The organism is Halobacillus sp., assembly GCF_049282395.1.
Taxonomy (GTDB): Bacteria; Bacillota; Bacilli; order Bacillales; family Halobacillaceae; genus Halobacillus.
Genome location: NZ_JBAPTY010000118.1, coordinates 1 through 6579, shown reverse-complemented (window position 1 = coordinate 6579; position 6579 = coordinate 1). Strand labels below are relative to the sequence as shown.

Below are 6579 nucleotides of genomic sequence, written 5' to 3'. Positions count from 1 at the left end.
GCCTCTGCCGGCTTTACCATCACACATAAACCCAATAAAAGAATCCCCAGTACAAATACCATTTTTCTCAGCTGCATGCTCTGCTCCTCCATTCATTCCTTAGTATTATGGCAATATTATACTTCGGGGAATAGGGAATAATTTGTCGAACACAGCCGTCGAAATAAATAAATTTTCGAGTGGATCAAAGCCATTATGAAAGTGAGTGTTATCTTTTATATGATTCTCATTTATATAGTAACTTTTATATTTAAAAATATGCTTTACTCATAAGCCTTCCCAACTTTCGCGAACGCGAATGATACAACTAAGCAGAGGATGCCTGAAAAATGAAGCCCATGCTTATCCAAAGTTGAAAGGGGCCTCCACCTATGTGGCTAAACGGATAAGGTCCACTTATAATCCATAAGTATCTAGTACGGTCCCCATGAATGAACCAGTATAAAAAATTGGACTAAGACCAGCTCAAAAAACAAGGAGGACAGTAAATTTAAAAAAATTCTCATTCGTGATACCACCTAAATATGACAACCATCACTCTTACGCGAGTTTTATGTCCTACTGTTAGTATTTTTAAAATCACTATTTATGTAGTAGAAGATCCCACAGTTATTTAGATAAACCTACTTCTTATCTGAATAACTGTAATCTTCCTTACGCCAAAACATTAAAATTAACTGACCTATTGAAACACCTATAAAAATTCCTATAAAAGACGGCCAATCAACTTCAAATCCGTCAAATATGTATGTAAACATTACACCTAGTAGTCCAGCAATGATTGGATAGAGGATTAACTTCCACTTTACCAAGGTACCACTTCCTTTATTAATATAGATAACAACCATTCACGCAAATCATTCTAAAAAGGTAAACGATCAACTATCTTATTAAACCTTGCTAAAAGAAACGCTTTTCTCCAACATCTCTATTTATTCTTTAAACAAAACTTTATTAGCATTGGTTTGCGGCGGATAGGACTCTGCCATCGATCCTGAATTATACTGTACGATAACCTTATCACCCAAGTTTGCTTTGTTGTAAGTATTCTCTTCAACTCTAAAAGTTATCGCATCTTTCATGTTATCTTCACCCGTTAGATCGGCAAGTTCCTTCATATTTTCCTCTGTTGAGTTTTTAATTTCTCTTTCTTTAATATCGGAATGAGAAACAACGGTTATGGTATAACGCTTATCACTTTTCTTTTTACCAACGATATATCCATCAAGCTTAGCTCCAAAAAAATTACACCCTGTTGTAGTTACTAATAAGCACGTAAGTATAATTATAATCTTCTTCACTGGCATCTCCCTCGATAAATCGATTCTTATTCAAGACTTTTAATCTATCAGAATATCTTTGAGTGGAGTAAAACTAGCTCCATGTTTCATTATTAAAAATCATACCAGGCTTTCACCACTAAGTTTCATTGTTTTTCAACTCACGTAAAACTGCTTCAACTATCTCACTGACCGGTAAAGATCCATCAACAATGCTATCAGCGTTTTGTTTAATTGTATTTTCCATTTCTAAATAAGCATTTCTTCCATATTTTAAATAATGATTTAAATCGTTATGAATTTCGAAAGAGACTTTATCAGAATAGTCCCTTATCAATCGCCTTGCCATAGCGATGTCCAATGGTGTTTCAATATAAAATGATAAATCTATTACATTCTTCAATTGATCATTCAGATATGAGAAAGGATAATCCATTAGTATGTATTTAGGCGGATATTCTTGTTCCTGTAATGACTTCATATCTGCAAGAAGAGGATCTAAGTTCCACTGATTATAATCAGGACCTTCCTCCACCCATCTAACTAAATCCTCTGGTGCTCCTTTAAAATCATAGTTATCAAAAAACAATGCTTCAGCGTTTCTTAACCTATTTTTCAGCGCATTCGTTATGGTTGTTTTTCCGCCTCCTGATACTGAAGCAATGGATATAACCTTTGTATTAAGCACCTGATTAATTTCTCCTTTCTCTTTAACTGGAAACTTGAAGTTGAGAAAGTCATTGATCTGTATCCTTTTTTCTCAACTTTTTTGCTTTCGTATCAATCCAAAAAAAACAGTCCAGATGTAACTCGGATGGTCCTTCTACCAGGATTATTTCTTCTATTCCTGTAATTCCCTCCGTTTATAAGACGGTGTATATCCATACGGGTTGCAGAAGGAAGAGGTTCCGAATCCCTACATGGAATAGTTGAAAAATAAAGATCTATTTGAAATAATTGGAAACAACAAGTTGCCAGGAGGTTAATTTTGAAAAAACGATATGTGTTCTCTTTTCTATTCACGCTTTCATTATTAGCTGCCTGTAGTCAAACCGCTACGGAAGACGGTTTAATTGAATATGATACAGAAGAGGTTAATGAGTTTCTAAAATACTTGACCTTCCATTCACAAATGCCAACTTTACTTCCTTTTAAACCTGAAAAAGTAACGGTTTCAGCAGCACACCCAGACCCAAACAGTAAGGGAAAATATCAATCTACCGATTTTCATTTTCATAAAAGCACGGGAAGACTCTCTACACCAGAACTTACCTTTAGAACGTCTATTCATGAGGATCGGTATGACAATACAGATTTTGATGTCGAACTAAATGATGGAACTGAAGCGCGATTTGGAATCAATAATGAGGGAATTAAAATCTTGAAATGGGGAGATAAACGAAATGAGGACATTTATTACCAGCTTTTCGCTTATGAAGAATCATCCATTTCTAAAGAGCAACTAATCCATATTACTAATCATTTTACAGATCCAAACTAGTTGATTTTATAGTAATCACATAAATAGGAGGCATCTACTAAGTTGCTTAATAAAATCAGTATGGTTTTATCCGTTATTATGGTTACCTTTGGTATCTATTTGAATATAAGTGACTTTCCCAAACTTAATTATTTAGGAATTCTTTTTGTATTTGCAGGTATTTTTACTATTGTCGTTGATCTCTTGCGCAACAAGAAAAACACAAAGCACAGAGAGTGATTTGTTAACCAGTTGAAAGTATAACCATTCTCCTTAGAATGAGCTGAAACCAGGTAGATGGTCTCGCCAATACTATTCGGCTAGTGTTATGTGGGCTCCTTTGTTGTTACATATGTCTGTGCAATAAAATCATGAATCGCTCGTTTATCCTCTCTTATTCCTATCATGAAGGCACTTACAACTAATCCGATTCCTAAAGTAAGAGCATAGGCGCAACCTGCTACCAAAACCCTTACTATCATGGTACCAATCCCTACTTTTCTTCCATCAATTCTTACGATACGATTGCCTGCTAATCTTCTTCCTAATGTGTACCCAGACCATAACACAGGTAATAACAAGGTATACAGCAACCCTAAAATATCAGTAGGGTAATAGTTTTCGCCATCATAGAATACGCCATAGAGAAAATAAGAGATACTTCCTGTTACTAAAAAAATAATTATAAAGTCCAAAACACTCGCTAAAAATCTGTTCCTAAAACTGGCTGGATAATGAACTTCCATATAACTCTCTCCTTTTTTAATTCTTATCTGACACGTACGTTAGCATGATAAGTAATAACCTCTTTACGACTATAGCTTTATTCTAATCCTCAACACCAATATATCTAGGATAAAATCTTCTAATAAGCTTCTCTCACAAAAGTATCGTGTTACTTTTGGTTGCCTGGAAACTGCCAAATTCCTATTATCATGGTCAAAAAAGCAACTCCTTCTTAACATACATCACATTATGTAAAATATAATTGACATTTTGTAATGTATTGAATAATATGAATGTAAGAGGAGGGGATGAATTTTCTTGAAAAACAGAAAAATGAAGATCGCTCGTGCTGAATCAGATGTTTCTCAACAAAAATTAGCAGATATCGTCGGAGTTACAAGGCAAACCATTAATCTAATCGAAGCCGGAAACTATAACCCGAGCCTGAAATTGTGTATAGCCATATGTAAAGCTTTGAATAAAACTTTAGACGATTTATTCTGGGAGGAATGATCAATGAGTGCTAAAAAATTAGTTAAGGAAACTAAATTGACCATTGGTGTCTCATTATTTGTTAGCTTAGCCCTTTTTGTCACCTGGGTTATTTTCGAAAGCTCAGATATTTCTTTTACTAACAACAAAGCCTTCTTAGCCTTATCACTTATTCCTTTCAGTGCTGCACTGGCTGCCTTCCTTAAACTTATGAAAATAACAAACAATCCTAAAATGATTATATCCGAGACGGATGAGAGACTTGTATCCGAAAAAAATGAAGCCGATGCAAAAACATTGAAAGTGCTTCAAGGGGTCTTGTTCTTATCCTATTTGGGATACACATTCATTATCCCCGAGGACACATTTAAATCGGTTGGATGGTGGATAACTTTATGTGTACTTCTTCTCTCTTTATTCGCTCCACACATTTTTCGCCATATGCTCAAAGATACTTGACAGTGATCTCTTTAACCAATGAGAAAGATTCTTCAAAGCTATGGTCACCATCCCGTATATTTCCGCTCAAAAAAGGGAACTTCATAAAAAATGAGTCCCTTTTTTATTTCTTAAACGCTCTTGTTTTTTTAAACCCTCAGTTTCAAGTTGAATTATATTTTGCTCCCATTAGGTTTATACACGAAGTTAAAGGTAACTAAATATATAAAAAGGAGCTCTTCTTCTGGAGAACTTGGAGCCAAGAGATCATATATCAGACCTTTGTCTAACTCGCCCTTCAGTTGAATTTAATCTCCATTTTTCTACTCTTAGTAGTCATACCCAATGACCTATAAAATTCAATGGCAGATGTGTTTTTCTCGGATACACCTAATTCAATACTATCCACTCTGAGGGTCTTCCCAAGATCAAAAACATATCTAGTTAGTTTTTTTCCGATCCCCTTCTTTCGATGTTTATCCGCAACACATAAACTGTTTATTAATAATAGTTTTCTCGCTTTCACAAAAGAATTTTCAGTGATCTCTTCTTCCTTCGTCACGATAACACCGACTATTTCATCGTCTATGACACCCACAAAAATATGCTGGGCGCTGTCCTTCAACTGGCTTTCAAAGAATTCTTGCCCGACCGGAGTTGAGTTCTCTTTGTACAAATCTGGCCTTATATGAACATGAAAGTCATGAACCTCCCTAAATAAAGGCAGCAATGAATCATAATCGTTCTGTTCGGCTTTTCGAATAGATATATCCATATTTATTCTCCCCTTAACAATTAGGCTGCTTGGTTAAATAAAAAATAGATCGCACTAATTGATGCATCGTTCCAGATTCGTTCAAACTTAAGATCGAGATTCTTTCCTTTAATAACTTAGAAATATGGAATTTACACTTCCATAGATTTCGTTACACCTGAATCAATTACCAACTGAGGTGGCGAAGTAGTGAGTTTCGATTTTACCCCCAGTGGTACACCATAATTGGGCTGGCAGTGACCAATGTGAAAATTCTCTACAACCGGGAATGACGCTCCAGCGAAGAAATTCTGAAGTACTTTTCTTAACCTTACAAATTCCTCACCTTCTACTTGGAAATCACCTAAGACTACACCTTGAACATCGTTGAAGACCCCTGCCTGTTTGAGGTGAGTAAGCATCAAATCAACACGAAAAGCTGGTTCTGCCACATCCTCTATTAGTAGAATGGCCCCACTCGCATCCACTTGATAAGGCGTTCCTAAACCATTGGTGAGCAGTGTCAGATTCCCTCCTACTAAATGTCCTTCTCCCTTACCATGAGTTAGGGTGTTGAGGGGCGATTTGTGAGAAGCGTAAGTTATCGATTCTCCCGTAAACAAAGGAGAAAAAGAAGATAATGTTTCTTTAGTTCTTTGTTCATCATTTAGGTCGGAGGCCACCATCGGACCGTGGAAAGTAACCAAGTTACTGGATTTCTGAATAGCATTAAGCAAATATGTAATGTCGCTGTATCCCCAGAATATTTTAGGATTGCTTTTTACCTTTTCGTAATCAATCATATCCGCAATTTTTGCTGTACCGTATCCTCCATTAGCGCAAAAAATCCCGCGGATATCAGGATCACATAAGGCCTCTTCCAAGTCAGTAAGTCGCTTTTGATCAATAGCCGTAAGTTCTTCCTCTTCCTCAACATCGAACACGTGTCGTCCAATGACCACATTCATCCCCATTTCTTCTAATACACGTATGCCCTGGTTCAGGTGCTCTCTGTCTGGTGGTCCGGCCGGCGCAATAACGGCTACCCGATCACCCTCTTTTAAAGCAGGTGGTTTAATCACAGTCTTTCCTCACCTTCCTTAGTTCTGAAATTGAATGTTGTTGTCGGAATATTTTCAGCGTAAAATACGTAACCAAAAGTAAACTATATAAATCGTTAGTCTCTCTTTTTGCAATGTATAGACTTTAAAATATTTAGTTTATTAAACTTTTAGATAATAAGAAAAGCCAAGGACTAACTAACAGCAATACGCTTAAATACTTGAACTACCCCCACTTACTCGCTGACGCTCCTTGAAGTTGGGGGATTCCTAAGAGCACGAACCTAACGGTTCGTTCAAATGATTAGGCTAGCCCCGTCGCACCGACGGTTGTAAGGATTCTTTGAA

The 6579-nt window shown here is 36.3% G+C and carries 8 protein-coding genes; 3 read left to right on the top strand and 5 right to left on the bottom strand.

Annotated elements, in window-relative coordinates:
• Positions 1 to 932: 932 nt before the first annotated feature.
• Both WAM07_RS05645 and WAM07_RS05640 read right to left on the bottom strand, forming a co-directional pair.
• Positions 933 to 1301, bottom strand: a complete 369-nt coding sequence (locus WAM07_RS05645; protein WP_422165481.1) for a DUF3221 domain-containing protein — start codon at positions 1299 to 1301, stop codon at positions 933 to 935.
• Positions 1302 to 1419: 118 nt separating this feature from the next.
• Complete coding sequence (locus WAM07_RS05640) at positions 1420 to 1968, bottom strand: hypothetical protein (protein WP_422165479.1); 549 nt, start codon at positions 1966 to 1968, stop codon at positions 1420 to 1422.
• Positions 1969 to 2268: 300 nt separating this feature from the next.
• On the opposite strand from WAM07_RS05640, the gene WAM07_RS05635 reads away from it, so the two are divergent.
• Positions 2269 to 2781 (top strand): hypothetical protein, encoded by a 513-nt coding sequence (locus WAM07_RS05635; protein ID WP_422165478.1) that lies wholly within the window; start codon positions 2269 to 2271, stop codon positions 2779 to 2781.
• A 305-nt stretch (positions 2782 to 3086) separates the two neighbouring features.
• On the opposite strand, the gene WAM07_RS05630 is transcribed toward WAM07_RS05635, so the two are convergent.
• Positions 3087 to 3506, bottom strand: a complete 420-nt coding sequence (locus tag WAM07_RS05630; RefSeq protein ID WP_422165476.1) for an RDD family protein — start codon at positions 3504 to 3506, stop codon at positions 3087 to 3089.
• A gap of 298 nt (positions 3507 to 3804) precedes the next feature.
• Between WAM07_RS05630 and WAM07_RS05625 the strand changes: the two genes are divergently transcribed.
• Together WAM07_RS05625 and WAM07_RS05620 are read left to right on the top strand one after the other, a co-directional pair.
• Entirely contained in the window at positions 3805 to 3999 is a 195-nt protein-coding gene (locus tag WAM07_RS05625; protein WP_422165474.1) for a helix-turn-helix transcriptional regulator, read from the top strand.
• A 3-nt stretch (positions 4000 to 4002) separates the two neighbouring features.
• On the top strand, positions 4003 to 4437 hold the full coding sequence (locus tag WAM07_RS05620; protein ID WP_422165472.1) for a hypothetical protein: 435 nt from the start codon (positions 4003 to 4005) through the stop codon (positions 4435 to 4437).
• Positions 4438 to 4714: 277 nt separating this feature from the next.
• Here WAM07_RS05620 and WAM07_RS05615 read toward each other — a convergent pair whose 3' ends face one another.
• Complete coding sequence (locus tag WAM07_RS05615) at positions 4715 to 5191, bottom strand: GNAT family N-acetyltransferase (RefSeq protein ID WP_422165470.1); 477 nt, start codon at positions 5189 to 5191, stop codon at positions 4715 to 4717.
• A 131-nt stretch (positions 5192 to 5322) separates the two neighbouring features.
• A complete protein-coding gene (locus tag WAM07_RS05610) occupies positions 5323 to 6252 on the bottom strand; it encodes a S66 peptidase family protein (protein WP_422165468.1) in 930 nt (309 codons plus the stop codon).
• Between the last annotated feature and the right edge of the window lie 327 nt (positions 6253 to 6579).

Coding starts and splice junctions, on each gene's coding strand:
- WAM07_RS05615 (WP_422165470.1), bottom strand. CDS start 5,191: ATGGATATATCTATTCGAAAAGCCGAACAGAACGATTATGATTCATTG.
- WAM07_RS05630 (WP_422165476.1), bottom strand. CDS start 3,506: ATGGAAGTTCATTATCCAGCCAGTTTTAGGAACAGATTTTTAGCGAGT.
- WAM07_RS05620 (WP_422165472.1), top strand. CDS start 4,003: ATGAGTGCTAAAAAATTAGTTAAGGAAACTAAATTGACCATTGGTGTC.